The sequence below is a fragment of the Euzebyella marina genome (genome assembly GCF_014855515.1).
Taxonomy (GTDB): Bacteria; Bacteroidota; Bacteroidia; order Flavobacteriales; family Flavobacteriaceae; genus Euzebyella; species Euzebyella marina.
The window spans coordinates 113494-138944 of record NZ_JACYFK010000003.1; the positions used below are offsets into that span (position 1 = coordinate 113494).

At 44.3% G+C, this 25451-nt stretch carries 13 protein-coding genes; 10 read left to right on the top strand and 3 right to left on the bottom strand.

Going from position 1 to position 25451, the window contains the following annotated elements; translation table 11 throughout:
* The first annotated feature begins 125 nt into the window (after positions 1-125).
* The 10 genes from IL356_RS13485 (at position 126) to IL356_RS13530 (ending at position 22512) form a co-directional block, all read left to right on the top strand.
* Complete coding sequence (locus IL356_RS13485) at positions 126-4367, top strand: Ig-like domain-containing protein (protein ID WP_162987821.1); 4242 nt, start codon at positions 126-128, stop codon at positions 4365-4367.
* A 552-nt stretch (positions 4368-4919) separates the two neighbouring features.
* Complete coding sequence (locus IL356_RS13490) at positions 4920-12974, top strand: hypothetical protein (protein ID WP_225621499.1); 8055 nt, start codon at positions 4920-4922, stop codon at positions 12972-12974.
* Between the two features lie 48 nt (positions 12975-13022).
* Positions 13023-15014 carry a T9SS type B sorting domain-containing protein gene (locus IL356_RS13495; RefSeq protein ID WP_121848101.1) on the top strand — a complete coding sequence of 664 codons (1992 nt, stop codon included), beginning with the start codon at positions 13023-13025 and terminating at the stop codon, positions 15012-15014.
* Between the two features lie 5 nt (positions 15015-15019).
* Positions 15020-15970 carry a PorP/SprF family type IX secretion system membrane protein gene (locus tag IL356_RS13500; protein ID WP_121848102.1) on the top strand — a complete coding sequence of 317 codons (951 nt, stop codon included), beginning with the start codon at positions 15020-15022 and terminating at the stop codon, positions 15968-15970.
* A gap of 235 nt (positions 15971-16205) precedes the next feature.
* Positions 16206-19697: a T9SS type B sorting domain-containing protein gene (locus IL356_RS13505; protein WP_162987822.1), complete on the top strand. Its 3492-nt coding sequence runs from the start codon at positions 16206-16208 to the stop codon at positions 19695-19697.
* A gap of 123 nt (positions 19698-19820) precedes the next feature.
* Positions 19821-20363, top strand: a complete 543-nt coding sequence (gene idi, locus IL356_RS13510) for an isopentenyl-diphosphate Delta-isomerase (RefSeq protein ID WP_121850636.1) — start codon at positions 19821-19823, stop codon at positions 20361-20363.
* Positions 20347-20754: a 6-pyruvoyl trahydropterin synthase family protein gene (locus IL356_RS13515; RefSeq protein ID WP_121848103.1), complete on the top strand. Its 408-nt coding sequence runs from the start codon at positions 20347-20349 to the stop codon at positions 20752-20754. The genes idi and IL356_RS13515 overlap by 17 nt, the downstream gene beginning before the upstream one ends.
* A gap of 2 nt (positions 20755-20756) precedes the next feature.
* A complete protein-coding gene (locus tag IL356_RS13520; protein ID WP_121848104.1) occupies positions 20757-21212 on the top strand; it encodes a peroxiredoxin in 456 nt (151 codons plus the stop codon).
* A complete protein-coding gene (locus IL356_RS13525) occupies positions 21209-22177 on the top strand; it encodes a type I phosphomannose isomerase catalytic subunit (RefSeq protein WP_121848105.1) in 969 nt (322 codons plus the stop codon). Before IL356_RS13520 ends, IL356_RS13525 begins: the two co-directional genes overlap by 4 nt.
* 65 nt (positions 22178-22242) lie before the next feature.
* Complete coding sequence (locus IL356_RS13530; RefSeq protein WP_121848106.1) at positions 22243-22512, top strand: hypothetical protein; 270 nt, start codon at positions 22243-22245, stop codon at positions 22510-22512.
* Between the two features lie 47 nt (positions 22513-22559).
* Here the strand turns inward: IL356_RS13530 and IL356_RS13535 are convergent, their stop codons facing one another.
* From IL356_RS13535 to IL356_RS13545, 3 genes are all read right to left on the bottom strand, one after another.
* The gene (locus IL356_RS13535; protein ID WP_121848107.1) at positions 22560-23264 is read right to left on the bottom strand and encodes a DUF4369 domain-containing protein; all 705 of its coding nucleotides are present in this window, start codon (positions 23262-23264) and stop codon (positions 22560-22562) included.
* Positions 23265-23329: 65 nt separating this feature from the next.
* A complete protein-coding gene (locus IL356_RS13540; RefSeq protein ID WP_121848108.1) occupies positions 23330-24592 on the bottom strand; it encodes a DUF819 family protein in 1263 nt (420 codons plus the stop codon).
* A gap of 29 nt (positions 24593-24621) precedes the next feature.
* Positions 24622-25425: a Cof-type HAD-IIB family hydrolase gene (locus IL356_RS13545; protein WP_121848109.1), complete on the bottom strand. Its 804-nt coding sequence runs from the start codon at positions 25423-25425 to the stop codon at positions 24622-24624.
* Positions 25426-25451 lie beyond the last annotated feature (26 nt).

Consider the following 25451-nt stretch of genomic DNA (forward strand, 5'->3'; position numbering starts at 1 on the left):
GCCCTTCAATCGACACAATGTAATATTGTACAATTGTCTATTGTTCAGGGGGTAAAATGAAATGTACTTGGTCATTAGTATTTTTCTTTTTCTGCGTGGGATTACTTTCTGCGCAGCAAGTCTACATGGATGCATTTTCGACCAATGCATATACCAATAATGATGGTAATACCAATTTTTCCAATGCGTGGGGAGAAGCGGACAATGCCGGTGGCGGTGCTACAGGAGGAAATATCTCGGTCAATTCGGGTTCATTGGTTTTCAATGGTCTCAGAAGTGCCGATTATATCTACCGTAATCTTGATTTAAGCGGCGTAACCAAAGATGTAGAATTATCTTTTAGCTATAATGCAACAAGTAGGGGCGATGAGCGATTAAGGGTTTACCTATTTAATGCCTCTACGAACACTTGGGAAAATATTACGACCTTACAGGTATCGACCGCAAGTACTGTGACCTATACCTTAACTGCTGGGCAAAAATCTAACCAATCAGGTATTGCATTTCAAAGTAGTTCAGGTGATTGGTCGGTTGGCGAAATCATCAGAATAGACAATGTTGCTTTTAGAATTGAGGATCAACCTCCAGTGATTACGGCGACCGGAAACCAAGATTATTGCCCTGGCACTTCTGTACCCGTAGTAGAAACGGTAAGCATATCAGACCCTGACGATTCTACTATTCAAGAGGTATCCGTACAAATTTCCAACGGCTATATAAATGGTGAAGATATTTTGACCTTGGCGGGTACACATCCGAATATCACTGCTAGTTGGATTCCCGCTGAGGGTAGATTGCTTTTAAGCGGTCCGGCAACTTCCACTGAATTTGAATCAGCCGTATCGGCGGTATTGTTCTCATCAAGTTCCGCTAGTCCTTCAGGAACCCGCGACTTTTCTATTATCGTGGGAGATGCATATTTCTTACCTGATACCGGGCACTATTATCAGTTCTTTTCAGACCTTGGAATTACATGGACCAGCGCACGCGACAAGGCTGCTTTATCAACTTACTATGGTCTTCAAGGGTATTTGGCAACGCTTACTTCTCTTGAAGAAGCTAATTTTGCGGGTTCTCAGATCTCTGGAGCTGGTTGGATAGGTGGTAGTGATGCCGCTGTTGAAAACGAATGGCGATGGGTAACGGGCCCTGAGGCAGGTACCGTATTTTGGAACGGTTTAGCGGGAGGCTCAACACCGAATTATGCATTCTGGAATACAGGAGAACCAAACCAATCAGGAGACGAAGATTATGCACATATTACCGAAGATGGTACCGGAATCGATGGTTCTTGGAACGATTTAAGTAATACGGGTGCCGGTTCGGGCGCTTATCAACCAAAAGGTTACGTGGTTGAATATGGGGGCATGCCAGGAGACCCAACTATCGATGTATCAGCAAGTACCTCTTTGACAGTTGATGAAGACCCGGTGATAACAGCACAACCGGTAGATCAAGCAATTGTAGATGGTGGCGACGCCACTTTTTCGGTCAGCGCCACTGGGGGAACCTTATTATACCAATGGCAGGTCAGTACCAATGATGGAGCATCCTATACCAACATTTCTGGAGCAACATCTTCTTCGGTTACAATTAACAATGTTACTTTCTCGGATGAAGGCAATAGGTATCGGGTTTTAATATCTGAAAGTGGTTCTTCGTGCGCGGCAATAGCTTCCGATTATGGTGTTCTATCTATCTTGATGGATTCAGATGGCGACGGTTATGCTGATGCCTATGATTTAGATGATGACAATGATGGTATTTTAGATTCGGAAGAATTAGGGTCATGTTACGGAACATTGGCATATGAATTCTACGATTTGACTCCACCCGGTAATACGGTCGACAATATACCTACAACTGGGGCCCTTTCAACGGGTTCTATAACTTCTTTTGATGTAGATGCGCTTCAAGGGGCGGTAGACCCTGGCGATGCTGATAGTTTCGCTATCAGGTATACGGGTCTGATAGATATCGCTGCGGCTGGTTCCTATACATTTTACACAACTTCCGATGATGGCTCTAAATTGTACATCAATGGTTTGGAAGTGGTCAATAACGATTTTGACCATGGCCCTCAAGAGCGGTCCGGGGTGATTAACCTAACGGCGGGGCTTCACGATATAGAGGTCTTATTTTTTGAAAATGGAGGAGGAGAATCGCTATTGGTACAATATGAAGGTCCATCTTTGGCTAAACAATCCATACCATTTACGGCATTTTATGAGGGTACTTGTGATATTGATGGTGATGGTTTGGCCAATCATTTAGACGATGATAGTGATGGAGATGGATGTTCTGATGCCGATGAGGCTTACGGCGCATCTGGAACCGATGTTGACGGTAATGGTATGTATGGTTCAGGAAATCCTACCGTTAATTCTGACGGAACGGTTCAAGCGGCCTCCTACGCAACACCCAATGATGGTGACAGTAATGGAGAAGACGATTATAAAGAAACGGTTAATGCACCTGTTGTACCTACTTCTAATACAACTGAAACAGCCTGTAACGGAGGTAATATCAGTTTTTCTTTAACGACCAATTTTGCCGATACTCACCAATGGCAGTTTTACAATGGTTCGTCTTGGATAGACCTTGCCGATGGTGGTATTTATTCGGGTACCGACACAAATACCCTTAATCTGAATGGGGTAACTCTAGCAGAAAACGGAAATCAGTATAGGCTAGTTGCCTCTTACAGTGGTAATGTCTGTAGAGAAGCTATTAGTGGTACTACGACCTTAAGTGTCATTCAACCAACGGTAGATGCCGGTGCCGATCAAACGATTTGTGATGGTGAGTCTGCGACATTGACCGCGGTTGGTTCTGGTGGTAGCGGTAGTGGTTATACTTATTTATGGAGCACGGGCGAAACTTCTTCTTCGATTACCGTATCGCCTGTTGGTAATACCAATAATAACGTCGACGTAGACTATACGGTTACGGTAACAGATAGTTTTGGTTGTACAAATAGCGATGTGGTCAGGGTTACTGTTGAACCAACCCCTACGATAACGGTATCAAGTTCGCCAAGCTGTAACTTTAGGTTATTTCAGCCTACCACCTATACTTTAGAAGTTACCGTCAGTGCAGGCTCGGTTACATCTACCAATGGTACGGTAAGCAATTTAGGGGGTAATGTGTGGCGTATAGCTGATGTTCCCGATGGCACTGATATAACTGTAACTGTTTCTCAGGGCAATTGTAGCAGAAATTTACCTGTAACGGCTCCAAACTGTACCTGTCCTACTGTAAACGCACCGGTTAGTGGGGGCGATCAAGAATTCTGTGCTGGAAGCCCTGTTCCTACTTTGACGGCTACGGTTGGAAATAATGAAACCGTTAATTGGTATGATTCCATTTCTGGTGGTACATGGTTACAAAGTAACAGCACGAGTTATACCCCTTCTTCGGCCGGCACATACTATGCGGAAACGATTAACACGTTTACCGGTTGTACGAGTAATTCTAGAACTGCGGTTAGGGCCATTCAGAATGCATTGCCTGTAGTTGATGCCGGACCAAATGTTCAGATATGTGACGGAGACTCAACAACATTGACAGCCTCCGCGAGTGGTGGTAGTGGTTCGGGCTATTCGTATTTATGGAGTACTGGCGAGACAAGTCAGGCCATTACAGTAGCGCCAACGGGGAGTGCAAATAGTAATACTACTGTGCCTTATTCGGTTACTGTTACCGATTCAAATGGATGTGAACAGACCGACTCTGTAAATGTGACTATTTACTCAAGACCCCAGGCTATCATTACAACCAACGACGCCACTTGTAATGTCAACAATGGATCATTTACTTTAAGCTTTCCAAATCACCCTAATCGAACATCGATTCAATTTAGCCTTGATGGAGGAGCGACCTATAGAACAAATGTGGCGGATAATTCTGGCTCTGTAACATATGGCGGACTTTCAGGTGGCACTTACAATATCTGGGCTCGATGGGGTAATTCAGCTTGCCCTGTAGAACTTGGTACCTACACTATTAATACCGTACCGGTGGTTACCGTGGTTTCAGAGCCTATAGATCAAACGATTTTTGTAGGCCAAAATACAAGCTTTAGTGTAAGTGCCAATAATGCGGACACCTACCAATGGCAGGTGAGTACCGATGGCGGTGCCGGCTTTGTTGATATATCTGATAACGCTTTCTATTCCGGTTCTCAGACGAACAGTCTAAATATAAGTACACCTGAAATAGACTTCAACGGAAATATTTATAGGGTCAGAATAACCAATTCAAGCACATCTTGTGCCCCGACTACTTCTCAAATAGCAACCCTAACGGTAAAAGTAAGAACGGTAATAAGCAATCGCCGTATTACCTACCGCACTAAAAAGAATTAAATCCTTCCTATTTTAAGCAAATTAGAATAGCTGCTCATCGAGATATTTATACAGAATAACTCTAACGTTATAGTTAAATGTAAGTCGTTCATATTCATATTTATTACATACAGGCCCTTACTTTTTTATCGGATTTTTCGTACCAGTTGTCCCTTGTAACTTATTGATATACTTGGCGTAATCGACGAACGAAATAATCATTACTTCAAATTTTTAATCCTATACACTACATTTTAACCAATACACAACAATTATTTTCCTGCGGCAGGCCTAAGATTAATTTTGTAATGTGCAATTGTGCCCTTTATCGAATAAATGGGTATCAAATGCATCCCCAAATAAAATAACTTAACCGAACATAGTCAGGATTTGTAAAAATTCCTGATGTAAATGGCCAAAGGAATAAAGTATTCTTCACCATTTCGCAAACATTCGCTTTGTAATGTTCCGGTTAAAGATTGTATAAAATTGAATGAACCGACTTCTATAGAAAATTTTCTATAGAAGGTACCAACTAATCTTGAACCTACGACATAGCTCAAAGTAATGGCCATGAAGAAAATCGTTTTAATCTTGTTGCTTTTTACCTCTGTGTATTCTTTTGCACAAACCACGGTTACTTTAGAAGATCAGTGTAATTGTGAGGTGTTAAGCGGAACAGATGTTACCGCCCCAGGAATGACAACTCCCAGTGGAGCTGATTTAGGTGACATTTATGTAAACACCGATACAGGTACCATTTATTATTGGGATGGAAATTCGTGGGAGCTTACCTCTTCTGATGACCAGCAACTACAGGCTTTTACTTATAACAATGGTACAGGAGAACTTTCATTGACTTTAGAAGATGGTGGTACAATTTCAGTTGTATTACCACTTGAAACTGTAACCACATTTTCTTCAACTGTTCCTTTTGGCAACAATATTGGCGTTTATGAAAATGAGAACGGAGATGTTGTAACCATTAATGAATCGATAACCAGCATTTCCGACAATGGTGACGGTAACGTAACCCTTGTCAACGAGGCGGGCAACAGTATCACCGTAGCCAAGTCCGACATTACCGACTTGGGTGGCGGACTCTATCAATTCACCAACGGTGATGGCACTGATGTGACGATTGATACTAATGGAACGTCCATCAGCAACGTAATTGCCGGTAACCGCATCGCTACGGTAACCGAAGCGGATGGCACTACCACCGATGTAAACGAAACGATTACTGATATTACAGGGACTTCTAACAGCGGAAACGAAATAGGTGTCTATCAAAAGGAGGATGGTACCACGGTTTCCATCCAGGAAAGTATTGTGAACATTACGGACAACGGTGACGGTAACGTAACCCTTGTCAACGAGGCCGGCAACAGCATTACCGTAGCCAAATCCGACATCACCGATTTGGGTGGCGGACTGTACCAATTTACCAACGGCGACGGAACGGATGTGACGATTGATACCAACGGTATGTCCATCAGCAACGTAATTACCGGTAACCGCATCGCCACGGTAACCGAGGCAGATGGAACCACAACTGATATTGATGAAACAATAACAAGCATTACCGATAACGGCGATGGTAACGTAACGCTTGTCAACGAGGCCGGCAACAGCATTACCGTAGCCAAATCCGACATCACCGATTTAGGTGGCGGACTCTATCAATTCACCAACGGCGATGGAACGGATGTGACGATTGATACCAACGGAATGTCCATCAGCAACGTAATTGCCGGTAACCGCATCGCCACGGTAACCGAGGCGGATGGAACCACAACTGATATTGATGAAACAATAACGGATATCACCGGAACCTCCAACAGTGGAAACGAGATTGGTGTCTATCAAAAGGAGGATGGTACCACGGTTTCCATTCAGGAAAGTATTGTGAACATTACGGACAACGGTGACGGTAACGTAACCCTTGTCAACGAGGCCGGTAACAGTATTACCGTAGCCAAGTCCGACATAACCGATTTGGGTGGCGGACTGTATCAATTTACCAACGGTGATGGCACTGATGTGACGATTGATACCAATGGTATGTCTATCAGCAATGTAATTGCCGGTAACCGCATCGCCACGGTCACGGAGGCGGATGGAACTACCACCGATGTAAACGAAACTATTACTTCCTTGACCGATAACAATGACGGTACAGTAACATATACTACTGAGGATGGCACTTCACAAACAATTAATAAGTCTCAGTTAACAACTAATGGGGATGGTACTTACACTTTTGATTCTGGTAACGGTACTCCAACTACTTTTGTTGGCACGGATAATCAAGATGCTTCCCAAGTTAATTTGGTCACTCCATTCGATATTGATGGAGACACTACTAATGAAACTACAGTTGAAGAAGCAATTTCTGCGCTAGCTTCAAGTAGTTCTGACAATCAACAAATAAGTAGTAGTGTAATTACCCCTAATGAATTGGTCAATATTGCTTTGGAAAGAGGTGGCAATACTAACATTGATATTCGTGACGCGGATTCGTCGGACAGCAATGAAATACAGATTATCACTTCCAATGATGGAACCGTCAATATTGCCCGTACCGTAAATGATTTTGACCTTTCAGTTGATGGTACCGAGACCTTAGTTAGTGGTGCGGGAATCAATTCGGTAACAGGTGATGGTTCAGCTGCTACTCCATATGTAATTACAGGAACGGAAGTAGATGGTAGCATCACAAATGAACTTTCTCAAGTAGGAGCAGGTACACCTATTGCAACAGGTGCTACGGCTGCAAATACTGGAGAGACCTATGTAGATACGAACACAGGTCAATTATATGTCTGGGATGGTTCTTCATGGGCCCAAGTCGGTGGTAATGCAACACCCGATGCTGACCCTGACCCAACGAACGAAATCACCGATGTCACGGACAACGGCAACGGAACAACGACCATTACCGACGTGAACGGTGGAAGCGTAACCGTTGATAATGACGGAGTGGATAATGTAGACGATGCCGACAACGACCCAACGAACGAAATTACAGATGTGACGGATAACGGCAACGGAACAACGACCATTACCGATGTGAACGGTGGAAGCGTAACGGTTGATAATGACGGAGTCGATAACGTGGATGATGCCGATAACGACCCGACGAACGAAATCACCGATGTGACCGATAACGGCAACGGAACGACGACCATTACCGATGTGAACGGCGGAAGCGTAACCGTTGATAATGACGGAGTGGATAATGTAGACGATGCCGACAACGACCCAACGAACGAGATTACCGATGTGACGGATAACGGCAACGGAACAACGACCATTACCGATGTGAACGGTGGAAGCGTAACGGTTGATAATGACGGAGTCGATAACGTAGATGATGCCGATAACGACCCAACGAACGAGATTACCGATGTGACGGATAACGGCAACGGAACAACGACCATTACCGATGTGAACGGTGGAAGCGTAACGGTTGATAATGACGGCGTCGATAATGTGGACGATGCGGACAACGACCCAACGAACGAAATCACCGATGTGACGGACAATGGCAACGGAACAACGACCATTACCGATGTGAACGGTGGAAGCGTAACGGTTGATAATGACGGCGTCGATAATGTGGACGATGCAGACAACGACCCAACGAACGAAATCACCGATGTGACGGACAATGGCAACGGAACAACGACCATTACCGATGTGAACGGTGGAAGCGTAACGGTTGATAATGACGGAGTCGATAACGTAGATGATGCCGATAACGACCCAACGAATGAAATCACGGATGTTACCGATAACGGCAACGGAACAACGACCATTACCGATGTGAACGGTGGAAGCGTAACCGTTGATAATGACGGAGTCGATAATGTGGACGATGCCGATAACGACCCAACGAACGAGATTACCGATGTTACCGACAACGGCAACGGAACAACTACGATCACCGATGTGAACGGCGGAAGCGTGACCGTTGATAATGATGGCGTTGATAACGTAGATGATGCCGATAACGACCCAACGAACGAGATTACCGATGTGACCGACAACGGCAACGGAACAACGACCATCACAGATGTAAATGGTGGAAGTGTAACGGTGGATAATGATGGCGTCGATAATGTGGACGATGCCGATAATGTAATAGGTAATGAGTACAACACAGGTAGCGCAATTACAGCAGGAAGCCTTGAAATTACCGATGGAGGAGGTACCGAATCTGTTAATTTGATCAGTGGTGACGCTAATAATGATATTGCGGTCGGTTCAGATGGTGCATTGTATTTGAATGTTGCATCCGTTAGTATCGCCGAGACCAATACCAATCTTACCGACAACAATAACGGTACGGTTACCTATGTGAATGAAAATGGAGTTTCACAAACAATTTCTAAATCTGAATTATCCGATAATGGTGACGGAACTTTCACCTTTAATAACGGTAATGGTACTCCTATTACTTTCAATGGAACGGATAATGTAGACGATGCCGACAACGACCCAACGAACGAAATCACCGATGTGACGGATAACGGCAACGGAACAACTACTATCACCGACGTGAACGGTGGAAGTGTTACCGTTGATAATGACGGAGTCGATAACGTAGATGATGCCGATAACGACCCAACGAACGAAATCACCGATGTGACGGACAATGGCAACGGAACAACGACCATTACCGATGTGAACGGTGGAAGCGTAACGGTTGATAATGACGGCGTCGATAATGTGGACGATGCAGACAACGACCCAACGAACGAAATCACCGATGTGACGGACAATGGCAACGGAACAACGACCATTACCGATGTGAACGGTGGAAGCGTAACGGTTGATAATGACGGAGTCGATAACGTAGATGATGCCGATAACGACCCGACCAACGAGATTACCGATGTGACCGATAACGGCAACGGAACAACGACCATTACCGATGTAAATGGTGGAAGTGTTACCGTTGATAATGACGGAATCGATAATGTGGATGATGCGGATAACGACCCAACGAACGAAATCACCGATGTGACGGACAACGGCAACGGAACAACGACCATTACCGATGTGAACGGTGGAAGCGTAACGGTTGATAATGACGGAGTCGATAACGTGGATGATGCCGATAACGACCCGACCAATGAGATTACCGATGTGACCGACAACGGCAACGGAACAACGACCATCACAGATGTAAATGGTGGAAGTGTAACGGTGGATAATGATGGCGTCGATAATGTGGATGATGCCGATAACGACCCAACAAACGAGATTGAATTACCTAGTGGAGGTAATAATGGTCAGGTGCTATCAACTGATGGAAGCGGAACTTATACTTGGGTAGATTCGGATTCAGGTCCAGCAGGTGCCGATGGAACAGACGGTAACGGTATTGTTTCTACAGTTGATAACGGAGATGGCACATTTACATTAAACTATTCAGACGGTTCAAGTTTTACAACTTCGAATTTCACTGGTCCGCAAGGCCCGGCAGGTGCTGACGGAGCTACCGGCGCACAGGGTCCTCAGGGAGAGACAGGCCCTCAAGGTCCAGCAGGTGCAGATGGAGCAGACGGAGCAACAGGTCCACAAGGCCCCCAAGGCCCGGCAGGAGCGGACGGCGCTGACGGTGCGGTAGGCCCCCAGGGTCCCGCAGGACCCCAAGGTCCAGCAGGAGCAGACGGTGCAACAGGTCCACAAGGTCCCCAAGGTCCGGCAGGAGCAGACGGAGCAGATGGCGCAACAGGTCCACAAGGACCCCAAGGTCCAGCAGGTGCAGATGGAGCAGACGGAGCAACAGGTCCACAAGGCCCCCAAGGCCCGGCAGGAGCGGACGGCGCTGACGGTGCGGTAGGCCCCCAGGGTCCCGCAGGACCCCAAGGTCCAGCAGGAGCAGACGGTGCAACAGGTCCACAAGGTCCCCAAGGTCCGGCAGGAGCAGACGGAGCAGATGGCGCAACAGGTCCACAAGGACCCCAAGGTCCAGCAGGTGCAGATGGAGCAGACGGAGCAACAGGTCCACAAGGCCCCCAAGGCCCGGCAGGAGCGGACGGCGCTGACGGTGCGGTAGGCCCCCAGGGTCCCGCAGGACCCCAAGGTCCAGCAGGAGCAGACGGAGCGGACGGTGCAACAGGTCCACAAGGACCCCAAGGTCCAGCAGGAGCAGACGGTGCAACAGGTCCCCAAGGTCCCCAAGGTCCAGCAGGAGCAGATGGTGCAACAGGCGCACAAGGTCCCCAAGGCCCGGCAGGAGCGGACGGCGCTGACGGTGCAATAGGTCCACAAGGTCCCCAAGGTCCGGCAGGAGCAGACGGAGCAGATGGTGCAACAGGCCCACAAGGTCCCCAAGGTCCGGCAGGAGCAGACGGAGCAGATGGCGCAACAGGTCCACAAGGACCCCAAGGTCCAGCAGGTGCAGATGGAGCGGACGGTGCAACAGGTCCACAAGGCCCCCAAGGCCCGGCAGGAGCGGACGGCGCTGACGGTGCGGTAGGCCCCCAGGGTCCCGCAGGACCCCAAGGTCCAGCAGGAGCAGACGGAGCGGACGGTGCAACAGGTCCCCAAGGTCCCCAAGGTCCAGCAGGTGCTGATGGAGCTACCGGTGCACAGGGTCCACAAGGAGAAACAGGTCCTCAAGGTCCACAAGGAGAAACAGGCCCACAAGGCCCAGCGGGAGCAGATGGTGCTACCGGTGCACAGGGTCCACAGGGAGAAACAGGTCCACAAGGCCCTCAAGGAGAAACAGGTCCTCAGGGTCCAGCAGGTGCTGATGGAGCTACTGGTGCACAGGGTCCACAAGGAGAGACAGGCCCACAGGGTCCACAGGGAGAAACAGGTCCACAAGGCCCGGCGGGAGCAGATGGTGCTACCGGTGCACAGGGTCCACAAGGAGAAACAGGTCCACAAGGTCCAGCTGGAGCAGACGGAGCAACAGGTCCACAAGGTCCCCAAGGCCCAGCAGGAGCGGACGGCGCTGACGGTGCGGTAGGCCCCCAGGGTCCCGCAGGACCCCAAGGTCCAGCAGGAGCAGACGGAGCGGATGGTGCAACAGGTCCACAAGGACCCCAAGGTCCAGCAGGAGCAGACGGTGCAACAGGTCCCCAAGGTCCCCAAGGTCCGGCAGGAGCTGACGGAGCAGATGGTGCAACAGGCGCACAAGGTCCCCAAGGCCCAGCAGGAGCGGACGGCGCTGACGGTGCGGTAGGCCCCCAGGGTCCCGCAGGACCCCAAGGTCCGGCAGGAGCAGACGGAGCAGATGGCGCAACAGGTCCCGCAGGTCCTCAAGGTCCAGCAGGTGCAGATGGAGCAGACGGTGCGGTAGGTCCACAGGGTCCCGCAGGCCCCCAAGGCCCGGCAGGAGCGGACGGCGCTGACGGAGCGGATGGTGCAACAGGCCCACAAGGACCCCAAGGTCCAGCAGGAGCAGACGGTGCAACAGGTCCCCAAGGTCCCCAAGGTCCGGCAGGAGCTGACGGAGCAGATGGTGCAACAGGCGCACAAGGTCCCCAAGGCCCAGCAGGAGCGGACGGCGCTGACGGTGCGGTAGGCCCCCAGGGTCCCGCAGGACCCCAAGGTCCGGCAGGAGCAGACGGAGCAGATGGCGCAACAGGTCCCGCAGGTCCTCAAGGTCCAGCAGGTGCAGATGGAGCAGACGGTGCGGTAGGTCCACAGGGTCCCGCAGGCCCCCAAGGCCCGGCAGGAGCGGACGGCGCTGACGGAGCGGATGGTGCAACAGGCCCACAAGGACCCCAAGGCCCAGCAGGTGCTGATGGTGCTACAGGTCCTCAAGGTCCACAAGGTCCTGCGGGAGCTGATGGAAACGGTATAGCATCCATAGTGGATAATGGAAATGGTACTTTCACCATAACCTATACCAACGGAGCTACATTTACTTCTTCAGATTTAACTGGTCCGCAAGGTCCAGCTGGAGCAGACGGTGCAGATGGTGCAACAGGTCCTCAAGGTCCTCAAGGTCCTGCAGGTGATCCTGCCAGTGATGATCAGACGCTTTCAACCAATAATAGCCCAGGAGATATTTCAATTTCAGGAGGTAATAATATCACTTTAAATGTGAATGACGCCGATTCTGTAGTAGGCAATGAATATAATAACAGCTTTAGTGTAGTTGGTACCAACCTCAGATTAACAGATGGAGGTGGTAATTTAGACGTTCCACTTTCTAATCTAGGTTCTGATGATCAATACGATGATGAAGTACCACTTAGAAATCCAATAGATGTTGATGAGGCCGGAGAGTCTTCTCCGACACAAGAGACTACTGTTCAAGAGGTAATAGAGGCCATAGCTCCTATTACTTCAGCTGCGGCAAGAATATTCTATCCTCCATCAATTGCAGTTGATGCATCTATTAACGGAAGTTTTACGGTTGATCTGTATGCTGAGTATATCTCTCAATATGGTAGCCCAACGGTATCGAGTGCTGGTGCACCGGTGGCCCTACCTACTTATGGAGCGACTGATCTTTATTACTATGTGACCTATGCTGATCCAACTGTTTTCAATACAGCTACCATGAGTATAGATGCCAATGGAGTTCTTAGTTATGAGATTATTGGACAACCTGCAGACTACAATTCGTTGATCAATGTGGTCTTCATGGTCAAGTAATACAATAATTCTGTAGACAAAAAATTGAAAACCATCACGACATATAAAATGATTATCCTCGGTATTGTATTAACAATACTGGGGATTGCTTCTTCACAAGCGCAATTCTTGTTGCAGGCTCCCAATAGTGGAGATGAAAATAATTATAGATGGTACGAGGCAACGAATCCTACCGTTGTTTTGGGTACCGATTCATTTTACGAGGTAACCGAAAGAGGGGTGTACTTCGCGACATATGACGGTACAATTTGTGGCCATAATGCAACAGGGTATTTCATTGTTACCAATTGTAATTCACCTTATAACGAGGTTACTTTAGATATTTCTAGAAACCCGATTCCTCCAGGGGCTTCCCTTACCTGGAGCCCATCAGTTTCAGGCGACCAAACAAGGCCTACGGTAATCGCAACTCAAACGGTGGCTCGATATACCGCAACCATCAATAAGGCAGGTAATAGTAAAAGCTTACCGAATTTCACCGTAGTATGTATTGACGAATCGGCTACATTGGTTGATGATCTAGTAACACTTGATGAAGATGTAACCACTATTATCGATGTTTTTGCCAACGATTCGGATTTACCTGATTCCGGTTCCTTGACTATTTCAAGACAGCCTTCCAATGGAACGGTTAGCATTGATACCAATGGTACCCCCAACGACCCTACAGATGATATAGTTACATACGTGCCCAATCCGGATTATAATGGAGTGGACGCTTTTAACTATTCGGTTTGCAATACCTTCGGCGACTGTAGTACGGCAACGGTTTCTTTGGAGATAAATCCAATAGTTGATGCTATCGACGATGCTATAGCTACTACCGAAGATACCTCTGTTATTATAGACATTTTGTCCAACGACAATGATATACCCTCTCTCGGTACCTTATCAGCTACTACGGCCACCGATGGCACGGTTAGTATTGATAATGGAGGAACACCTAATGATCCTTCCGATGATATACTAACCTACACACCCAACAGTGAATTTGTGGGCACAGATGTGTTTGGTTATACACTCTGTGATGACCAAGGAAATTGCAGTACGGCATCCATAACCGTTGTTGTTACCAACGCACTTGATTTAGATGCCGATAACGACGGAATACTGGACACTTTTGAAGATTTAAATCTTGATGGAGACAATGACCCAGCTACCAACATAACCGATACCGATGGTGATGGCATTGCCGATTATCTAGATATTGATAGTGATAATGACGGTATACCCGATAACGTGGAAGCGCAGACCACCTTCGGTTATATAGCTCCAACTTTACAGGACAACAACTCGAACGGACTTGACGACGCCTATGAGGCTGATGGTAGTCTAGGCGTTATTCCCGAAGATACCGATGGTGACGGTTTGCCTGATTATGTTGACGAGGATAGTGATAATGACAATATACCAGATGCTATCGAAGGCCATGATCATGACCAAGATGGTGTTCCGGAAGCACGACTCATTGGTTCTGATAAAGATAATGATGGTCTCGACGATGGTTATGAGGGCCAAACAGCCATTGATATTGATGTAAACGATGAAATTGACGATCCATATAACGATTTACCGAATACCGATGGTGATGGAGAATCTAATTACAGGGATACCGATGATGATGATGACGGAATAGAAAGTAAGAACGAAGATATGAACGTCGATGGCGACTATTCAAATGATGATAGTGATAACGATGGTATACCTGAATATTTAGAGCCTAACGCTGATGAAACGGCAATTGAGGTATTCAACGTAATTACACCTAACGGTGACGGTGTTCATGATGTATTGACTATTAACGGTCTTGAGAACTTCCCTGATAATTCTTTAAGAATTTATAACAGATGGGGTGTGGCAGTGTATAGCACACAGGCTTACGATACGCAAGGAAATACTTTTGATGGTACTTCTGAGGGTAGGGTAACAGTTGATGTTGACCGAAAATTACCGGTAGGTACTTATTTCTATATTCTCGAATATAAAACAGATACAGGAGAAACCAAAACCTTGAACGGGTACATATACTTAAACAGATAGCGATTATGATCATCCCAAATCTAAAGAGCTCTTATAAACTAACGTTGCTTTTTACCTTAGTTACATTTTTGACCGAATTTACCAGTCATGCCCAGCAAGATGCTCAATATACCCAGTATATGTACAATACGGTAAGTGTGAACCCGGGTTATGCAGGTTCTAGAGGACAAATAAGTGTGGCCGCCCTTCATCGATCTCAATGGGTTGGTCTTGATGGGGCACCGACCACACAGACTTTTAATATTCATTCTCCAATCGGCTACAGGGGGGTAGGTTTAGGTTTATCTATTGTAAATGATAAAATAGGCCCTACATCGGAAACCTATTTTGATATCGATTTTTCCTATACGGTTTACACTTCAAATGAAGGTCGTTTAAGTTTCGGTTTAAAGGGATCTGCTCATTTGTTGGATATTCGCTATTCTGAACTTAATCAGATAGCACCCGATAATAGTTTGCAGAACGATATTGACAATCAATTTTCACCAAATGTGGGTGCCGGAGTTTATTACCACACCGAAAAATTCTATGCAGGAATTTCAGTACCTAGAATTTTGGAGACTAGACACTTTAAAGAAGGCCCGGCTCCTTCTACTGCCAAAGAACAAATGAACTTTTATTTTATAACCGGTTATGTTTGGGATTTAAACCCTAACCTAAAATTTAAACCCACCATTTTGACCAAAATTGTTCAAGGTGCACCTTTACAGCTAGACCTTTCGGCCAATTTTATGTTGAGCGAGAAATTTATTCTTGGCGCTGCCTACCGATGGGATGCCGCTTTTAGTGGTTTGGTAGGTTTCAACGTATCGAATAAGTTTTTGATTGGGTTGGCCTATGACCGTGAAATTACCGAGTTGGGCAACGCACTTTATAACGATGGTTCTTTTGAAGTGATTCTCAGATATGACTTCATCACTACCAAAGGCAATTTGAAATCTCCTCGATTCTTTTAATTTTAGTTGTGCCGTTCATCCATAAAACGGAACCTTTATCTACTCGTAGGAATTATCCCCAAAGTACTTTGACGTCGTTAATAGTCGATAAACGGTCATTTTAACAAATGGCCTTCCCCAAGCGGTAAAAGTTGTTCGTTCAACGTGATTTTTAAATTACAATTCGAGCTAGGCTTAATTTTGCTTTTGAATAGGTCCCAAATCTATTCCCTAGAAAGGAAACTAAAGCTTAGCCATGAAAAGCAGCAATGCTACTCACTACATTACCTTAGCGCTTATAGTAAGTGTTAACCTCTTCGTATCTCTTCAAAAGATACAGGCTCAGGCCAACTCAATTCGCAACAATGTAACGTTTAACTGGGCAGATAACCAAACGGTTTTGAGTGATCCAGCCAATCTTCAGTCCATAACAATCAATGGGGTCGATTACAATACTTTTGTCGTACCATCTTCCTATGAAATGACAAGATTAGGCCCAGGTGGCGATTCCCAAAATAATATTTGGAGTGATGGGTCTAGAATCGTAGCTGGAAGTAACAGCATTAATTGGAACACTGAAGCTCTCAATGCTTATCAGTCATTGAACTTAAACCATTATTTTCAATCAGACAGCACAGGAGAGAATTTTTGTGGTGATTACTCTGCGTTGGCTACCTCAAATGCTCAAATACAGACTATCAGATACAATCCAGGTATACCATCCAATCCTGATGGTGTTATTGCCATTACTGAAAGAGGCGGAAATAACTGTATGTATGTCGAGCTTTATGGCATACCCGTAGGTGGAGGTGCTGAGCAACTTTTGGGACGAACCTTCGTTAGAAACCAAGGTAACTTGACTGGCGTGCGTCCTCAAGCACCGCCAACCAACAACAGTGATTATTGGAGCAGTGGCAGAAACAATGAGAACAATCAAATAATCGGCATTGCACTTTATGAACTATCGGAACTGGCCCCAACAGGTTCGATCATTACTTCTATTAGATACATGGGGGCAACGACAGACCATGGTGATGGTAAATTTTTCTTGATGCAAACCTATGCGGAAGATGATAGTTTACGCATAAAATTGGATAGAGAAGGTAATGGCGACATTGCCGCGAACGACCTAGTGCCCGACGGAAGCATTTATACCTTATTAAGTTCCGTATCGAATGGAACTTTAATCTTCCACCCTAACGGACAGTTCAACTATGTGCCTAATCCTGGTTTTACGGGTAATGATACCTTTGAGTACCAAGTATGTCTTCCTTCCCCGAATACAGGTGTTTGTGATACCGGTACGGCCGTCATAGTTATCAAGTTAGAGGCTATTTATGATAGCGCCAACATCATTCACAATTCGCTGAACAATAGAATAAATGTATTGGATAACGACAATTTCGGTAGTGCAGGTCCATTATCGAATGGTGCCATCACCAATTATAGTCTTCCCACCAATGGGTCGCTTTCATTGAACGATAATGGTACTCTAGATTCTTACGACGATTATTTTGAGTATAACCCTAACACAAATTATGTCGGTACCGATTTGTTTAGCTATGAAATAACTGATGCTGGGGGTAATACCGATAGGGCATCCGTGTATATAACTATTGATATCGACTCCGATAATGACATGGTCGATAATAGAACTGATTTAGATGATGACAATGATGGTATTATTGATAGTAATGAATCTCAAGATTGCATAAATACCAGCAATTTTGGCTGGCAGTTTGCTTCCCCCGTTGGAACATGGGAACAAGATTTTACCGAAGTTAGTTCGATTGATGATTGGCTATTATCCGATTCAAATTCAATTACGATAGGTTCGGGTATTTCAGCATTATCGCCATCTACTGAATTGCAGCTTACTGGCATTGAAGCATTGACCTTTGATGAGGCTATTAATTTGAATGAATATGTTGAGCTGACCTTTACAACTTCATCAAATCTGGTTAATCCAATGATTGAGCAGATAGGTCTTAACTGGAATCAAAATTCAGGCTCAACAGCCATTGGCAATTCATATGATGTGGCTTTAGCCATTTCAAATGATGATTTTGCCACTTCTATCTTACTGTATTCAGATATTCGAATTCATACACCATCAAATGGAGTCAGTGAATTTTTTGCCTTAATGCCACCTGATGCCAAGTTCAATCTTGAAGAAAATACTCCGTATACTTTAAGGGTCTATACTTACAATCAACAGACCGATGGTAATGTTGGCTACTCTGTTTTTGATGATTTCACCATAAATGTGTCGTCTTGCCAAGAGCAACATAGTGATACCGATACGGTAGCCGACCATCTAGATTCTGATAGTGATAATGATACTTGCCCCGATGTTATAGAAGCGGGTCATGAGGATACCGATGGTGATTTTTATTTAGGAAGCGCACCCCTTGTAGTCGATGTCGATGGTCTTGTCACTGGGCAAGGCGGGTATTCTGGCTCTACGGAAGCAGTTGTGACGGCCGGAGAATCTATTACGGTCGAAAGCAGTCCTACAAATATCGAGGTCTCAACGGGTTCCGATGTAGAATTTAATGCGGCCATTAGCGGCCCCAGTCTAACCTATCAATGGGAGGTAAGCTCTGATTCGGGGTTGACTTGGCTAATGGTTACTGACAATGACTCTTACAGAGGGTCAACCGGCCAGCGGCTTTTAATTACTCAAGTAGATTCGACTTTAAGTGGTAATCTCTATCGTTTGACGGCAGTTAGTTCAGATGATATGTGTATGCCGTATGCATCTACATCTTCCGCCATGCTATCTGTAAATGGAAATGTTACATTGGATAGTGATGGAGATGGTATAACAGATGCCTTTGAAGATTTGAACCTTGATGGAGATGACAATCCCGCTACCAACCCCACTAATTCAGATAATGACGATTTTCCAGATTATCTCGATATAGATAGCGATAATGATGGTATTCCTGATAATGTGGAAGCTCAGGATACTTCGAATTACATTCCCCCAAGTAATGTTGACGAGAACAATAATGGGTTAGATGATGCTTACGAACAAAACGGTAATCAAGGGCTGATTCCTGTGAATACTGATAATGAAGATATGCCCGATTATCTTGATACCGATAGTGACAATGACAATATTTTAGATGCCATAGAGGCCCATGACCATGACCACGATGGTATACCAGAAGTGGTTTTTATTGGATCTGACAAAGATAATGATGGTCTCGACGATGGTTATGAAGGAGAGGAAATGATCGATATGGATATAAATGACGAAATTGATGATCCAATCAATGATTTACCTAATACCGATGATGATCTTGAGTCTGATTATAGAGACATGGATGATGATGGTGATGGTATCATGAGTCGTGATGAAGATACCGATCATGATGGTGATTATTCAAATGATGATGAGAACGGTAATGGTATTCCCAATTATCTAGAAGCTCCTTACATTCCGGTTATAGTTTATAATGTAGTGACACCTAATGAAGATAATGTTCACGACTATTTGACCATCACAGGTCTAGAAGAGCGACCCAACAACAAACTCGAAATCTACAACCGTTGGGGTATTCTAATGTATGAGACTGAGGGTTACGATAGTTCTGGCAATAGATTTGAAGGTCAAAGCTTGACACAGATAGATTCGGGTTGGCAAGAGCGTATGCCTTCAGGCACTTACTTCTACATTCTTAATTTTCAAGAAACTACAGGAGAGAACCGTACTTTAAAAGGGTATCTCTATTTAAACTGATTTTTTCAGCGTGTTCGATACCTCATCCATTAACTTTATTTTATAGACAAGTATTTATAATACTTGACCAAAGATGCTATTTTTGTCAGAAGCCCTTAGGGCGATTCAACAAAACAATTGCATTTGAAAGAAGAACAAGTGATTCTGGTCGATGAGAACGACCAACCTATAGGTACCATGCCAAAAATGGAAGCTCATGAAAAGGCCTTGTTACATAGGGCATTTTCTGTATTTGTGATGAACGACAGGGGTGAGACTATGTTACAACAAAGAGCGGCCCATAAATATCACTCCCCCTTGTTATGGACGAATACCTGCTGTAGCCATCAGAGGGTAGGAGAATCGAATATCGAAGCCGGTAAACGAAGGTTGCAAGAAGAAATGGGCTTTGTAACCGAACTTGAAGAACTCTTTTCATTCACTTATAAAGCAGCCTTTGATAACGGTCTGACCGAACATGAATTTGACCATGTGATGATAGGTAGTTTTGAAGGAACACCCAACATTAATCCTGATGAGGTCGCCGACTGGCAATGGATGAAACCCGAAGATGTCAAGATAGACATTGAAAAGAATCCTGAAAAGTATACGGCCTGGTTCAAGATTATTTTTGAAAAGTTCTACGACCATTTAACCCAAAACGCTGGAAATGAAGGTAAAGGTTAGTAGAAAGGCTCATTTTAATGCTGCCCATAGACTTTTTAGAAAAGACTGGGACGAAGAAAAAAACGACTCCGTCTTTGGTAAATGCAATAACCCCAACTTTCACGGTCATAATTACGAGCTTGTGGTGAGCGTAACAGGAGAAATCGACCCAGCAACTGGTTTTGTTATTGATATGAAGGTCTTGAAAGACCTCATTTATGAGCATGTTGAAGAAGCTTTTGACCATAAGAACCTAAACATCGAGGTAGCCGAATTCAAAGATTTGAATCCTACGGCAGAGAACATAGCAGTGGTCATCTGGCAAAAACTCAGGCCATATATTGAAACCGACCACGACTTAGAGATTATCCTTTACGAAACCCCACGTAACTTTGTAACTTTTTCTGGCTAGCAATGGGTTTAAAAGTAGGCGATTTTATTCCGGATTTCTCTTTGAACGACCAATTCGGTAACGTCTTTTCAAGCTCCCAAATAAAGGGTGTAAAGCCCATGGTCATTTATTTTTATCCTAAAGATGACACACCCGGCTGTACTAAAGAGGCCTGTACTTTTCGCGATAGGTATGAAGATTTTAAAGAACTGGGGGCCGAAGTGATCGGTATAAGTTCCGATTCGGAAGAAAGCCATTCCGAATTTAGCGAAAAGTATAAACTTCCCTTTATTCTGTTGGCCGACCGAAATAATGCGGTTAGAAAGGCGTTTAAAGTAAGAAAAAGTTTGTTAATTATTCCCGGAAGGGAAACCTATGTTACAGATAAGAACGGAAAAATAATCATGGTTTTTAATAGTATGGATGCTACAAGGCATACTGACGAAGCTATTGAAGCCCTTCAATCATTAAACCAATGAACCTATACCCATTAAAATTTAAACCTATTCTCAAAGAACGCCTTTGGGGCGGAACGAAGCTGAAAGATGTGCTAGGCAAGCCTATTACGAGCGATATAACTGGCGAAAGTTGGGAACTTTCGGCTGTGGCAGGAGATGTTTCCGTTGTGGCCAACGGAAGTTTAGAAGGTACATCACTTCAAAATTTAATAGATGAGGATCCTAAAAAGCTACTGGGCGCAAGTGTCTTCGAACGTTTTGGTACAGATTTTCCGATTTTAATTAAGTTCATTGATGCCAAACAAGACTTGTCAATTCAGTTGCATCCCAACGACGAACTTGCCAAAACTAGGCATGATTCTTTTGGAAAAACTGAAATGTGGTATGTTATGGATGCCGATGATGATGCACAATTAATTGTCGGTTTCAATAAAGATGTAACCAAACAAGAGTATACGCAGAGTTTGGAGAATGATACATTATTGGATCTGCTCAACTACGAAAAGGTCAAAGAGGGTGATACTTTTTTTATCAATACAGGAAAGATTCATGCAATTGGGGCAGGCGTACTACTCGCCGAAATTCAGCAGACCTCAGATATTACCTATAGGGTCTTTGACTTTAATCGACGGGATAAAAACGGTAATCTAAGGGAATTGCACACCGACCTCGCCTTAGATGCTATCGATTATACTAAAAAAGACGATTTTAAGGTGAAGTACAGTGGTCAAAAAGATGAAGTTAATGCCATGGTCGATTGCCCTTACTTCACTACGAACTATTTAGATCTAGATCAAGATTTAAAACAAGATGTTTCTGATAGAGATTCATTTACCATTTATATGTGTGTCGGGGGTAACGCCACCATTTCCAATAATGAAGGTAAAGCTCAAATTCAAAAAGGCGAAACCGTCTTGTTACCGGCCAGTACAAATGAAATACATATAGAAACGAACGGCGCGAAGTTATTGGAGGTGACCATCTAGTTCTAGAAAAATTTATGCTATAAGTTCACTTTAAATAGTCTATTTTTGCCCAAAAATTTTCCATTATGGCAAGTGTTAAAAATTTAAAGAAAGACATCAACAACGTATTTGGTGATATAATTGAAGCGGTCTATATTGTTGATGGAAGCGGTAGCGAACAGACTTCAAAAGATGGTGACCAAATTATTGACGAGGCTATCAATAATTTTGATGAGTTGATTTCAAAGGTAAACGACAAAAAAGTTGATAATAGAAAGAAGCATCTGAAAGAGGTTCGCCAAGAATTGGAAACAAAGGCTCAAGCTTTGGTCGAAAAGGTCAATAAACTGAATTAAGAGCACTATACTCAATAAAAAATCCCGTCTGAATGGACGGGATTTTTTTATTTCTTGATATTTTCAAGATGGTTTTTGAGCCTTATGCCGTATTTCGATTCGGCTACCTCTTCGCTTAAAGAGTTATAGATTGAATCTAGGTATATTACATTGGCATCGCCCACTTCGTTCAAGGCGATATAGGGTGCTATATACGAGTCTTTATTATTCAGTGCAAAATTCAATGCAAAGGCATAACCGCGTTTTAGGTTTCTGTCGCTAAGTACCTGTAGAGAGTCTAACTGAAGAGAGTCAAGAGCATTTTCTTGACTTGCCGCCACTTGTAAAAGTTCTAGATTTTTCAGATTGAACCTCGACATTGTTTTTTGATATTCTTCTAGCTTCTTCTGCGTTTCCGACCCAGAAATTTTAGGGTTCATATCGAAAGTATTCCAAGAAGTGTTGATGGTCACCGTTCCAGGCTCTCCAAAGAAAGTAATTCGATCATTAATTTCGTTGGCATCTTTTTTACGTAAGTATAGATAAAAAATCTCAGGACTCTCCAATTCGGTCTCAAATTGAAAAGAGCCATCGCCCTCTACCAAAAGTGAATCTACAGTGGTCAATGTAGAATCACCGATATGTTGTAAAAATAGGGTGCCTTTTTTCAACCCCTTAACGTTTCCGTTTACGATCATGGTTTTTTTAGACCCTTCACTTGAACAAGAAATGATAAGTAACCCAAGTAAAGCTAAAAGTGAAATCTTCTGCATGTGATTTTTTTAACGGCGCAAATATCCAAAAAAAAATAAATTTACCTAAGCAGTTTGGCCAGTGTTTAAATTTTAGATGCAATTTCCATTAAGTAGGCACAAAGCAGCGCACCACCTGTACCCACCACATAGCCGAAAACGGCCAAAAGAACCCCCACTGAAGTTAGTGAAGGGTGAAATTCAGCGGCAACCACAGGGGCCGATGCGGCACCACCTACATTCGCCTGACTTCCAACGGCCAAAAAGAAATACGGAGCCTTAATTATCTTGGCAACCAAAATTAATAACCCGGCATGAATGGCAATCCATATAAAACCTATGGCTATCAAACCCGGATTTTCCAAGACTTTTCCGAGATCCATTTTCATACCGATGGTAGCAACAAGAATATAAATAAAGACTCCACCAATTTTGCTTGCTCCTGCACCCTCAAAGTTTTTAGCTTTGGTAAACGACAGACCGATACCGCAAGCGGTAGCAATAACCACCATCCAGAAAAAACCGGACCCCAAGAACGAAAGAAAGCTCTTTTTGTCGCTAACGCTTTCGTAAGTCGTTGTCAAGAAATCACTGATGTGATTTCCAAAAAAATGCGCTATTCCTGTAGCGGTGAATGCAAAAAATAGCATCATCATATAATCTTTCAAGGTAGGCACCCTAGTAATTTTTTCGGCAAAGGCAGTGACTTTTACTTTCAAAGTTTCAATGGCCGAAGTATCTGCCTTTAACCATCGGTCAATTTGTTTGTTTCTGCCAACACCCAAGAGGATAATGGCCATCCAAACATTGGCAACAACGATATCGACTAACACCATACCACCGTACTTTTCCGGATTATACCTGAATATTTCAAGCATGGCAGCTTGGTTGGCTCCGCCACCGATCCAACTACCAGCAATAGTAGATAGGCCGCGCCAAATGGCATCGAAATCATTACCACCTACCGTTTCAGGAGAAAATATGCTTACGATGAGAATGGCAATGGGCCCACCGATAATGATACCTACGCTACCGGTCAAGAACATGATTAAAGCTTTGGAACCCAAATTGGAAATTGCCTTTAAATCGATACTCAAAGTCATTAAAACCAAGGCTGCAGGCAGTAGATATCTACTGGCCATGAAATAAAGGTTCGAAGTCTCGTCAGAAATAAGTCCTGAACTTGCCAAAATAGCCGGTAGCAGATAACACATTAAAACAGCAGGAACCACTGAATAAAATTTACCCCAAAAACCGGTGGTGATAGAAGAAGTATAGAAAATAAAGCCCAAACAAAGGGTTAGCAATCCAAAAACTATGGTGTCATCGGTAATTAAAGGTTCCGTCATTTAGAAAAGATGCTTTTTTCCAAATATACTCAAAATACCAGATGCCGCTGAATATAGTCGGCTACACCGTGTTCAGTATTCGGTAAGGCAATGGCGTTGGCAATTGCTTTGACCTCTTCACGGGCATTGCCCACCGCCACACCGAGACCGGAATGTTGAAGCATTTCAATATCATTGTAATTATCACCAAATGAAATGACATCTTCCATCGTTTCGTCCTTTTTTAGTAATAATTTGATAGCGGTCAATTTAGATACTGCTTTCGGCGCAATTTCTATCAGAGTATCATTTGAGCGATAAATATTCAAGTGATCGGAAAAATGCTCGCTGAGCTCAGGGCTTATCGCATTTGCCGTGTTCGCAGTACCCATCAGCATTATCTTATGGGCACCTACACTCCTTTCTTTCCAATCATCTAGACTTTCTTCTGTGCTTCTAAAAACCGGTGTGGTTTGAGTATATCTTATTTCTTTTCGTACCCGTTCTGTATTTTCTTCGACATACCATTCATCTCCAGAGTATAGGCCCAACCCGATTGAATGTTTTTCTGCCAATGAATAAATTTCTTTTAGTAGTTGAATGTCTATTTCGGTTGAGGCTATTGTTTTTTCGTTGTCAACAACCAATGCCCCGTTATAACTTATGAGTGGTTGGTCTTCGATACTCAGTCTTCTCTGCAAATAGTTCATGCCCCTGGGCATTCTAGCGGAAACCAAGACAATCCTCAATTTGGATTTTATTCTATTGATTTCTGAGATGGTAAAATCGGAAACATCACTTTTGGTCGATAGTAGAGTACCATCGAGATCGGAACAAAGAACTTTATACTTCAAGATATTGTTGGTTTATCTGTGGGTAA